Here is a 231-nt window from a genome sequence, read left to right on the forward strand (position 1 = left end):
CGTGAAGTGAACGCCCGTCTCACCCATCTGCCGGGCGATGTCGCGGTGGTATGCGCCGGTGGCGTCGAGCAGCAGCAAGGTGTGGCCCGTGGGCGCGGTGTCCATCACCACGAACTTTCTGCCCCCTTCACGGATGGCACGGGAGAATGCCTGGAACACCGCGATTTCCTCGGTGCAGGGCGAGCGCAGGTCTTCTTCCAGCAAGGCGCGGCCTTCGGCATCGAGCTGCAC

1 protein-coding gene is annotated in these 231 nt (G+C 65.8%); it reads right to left on the reverse strand.

What is annotated here, in order from left to right; translation table 11 throughout:
- The coding region (locus BST14_RS29190) for an ArsA-related P-loop ATPase (RefSeq protein WP_281252843.1) at positions 1-231 on the reverse strand (231 nt) is incomplete at both ends.

The organism is Mycobacterium arosiense ATCC BAA-1401 = DSM 45069 (assembly GCF_002086125.1).
Taxonomy (GTDB): domain Bacteria; phylum Actinomycetota; class Actinomycetes; order Mycobacteriales; family Mycobacteriaceae; genus Mycobacterium; species Mycobacterium arosiense.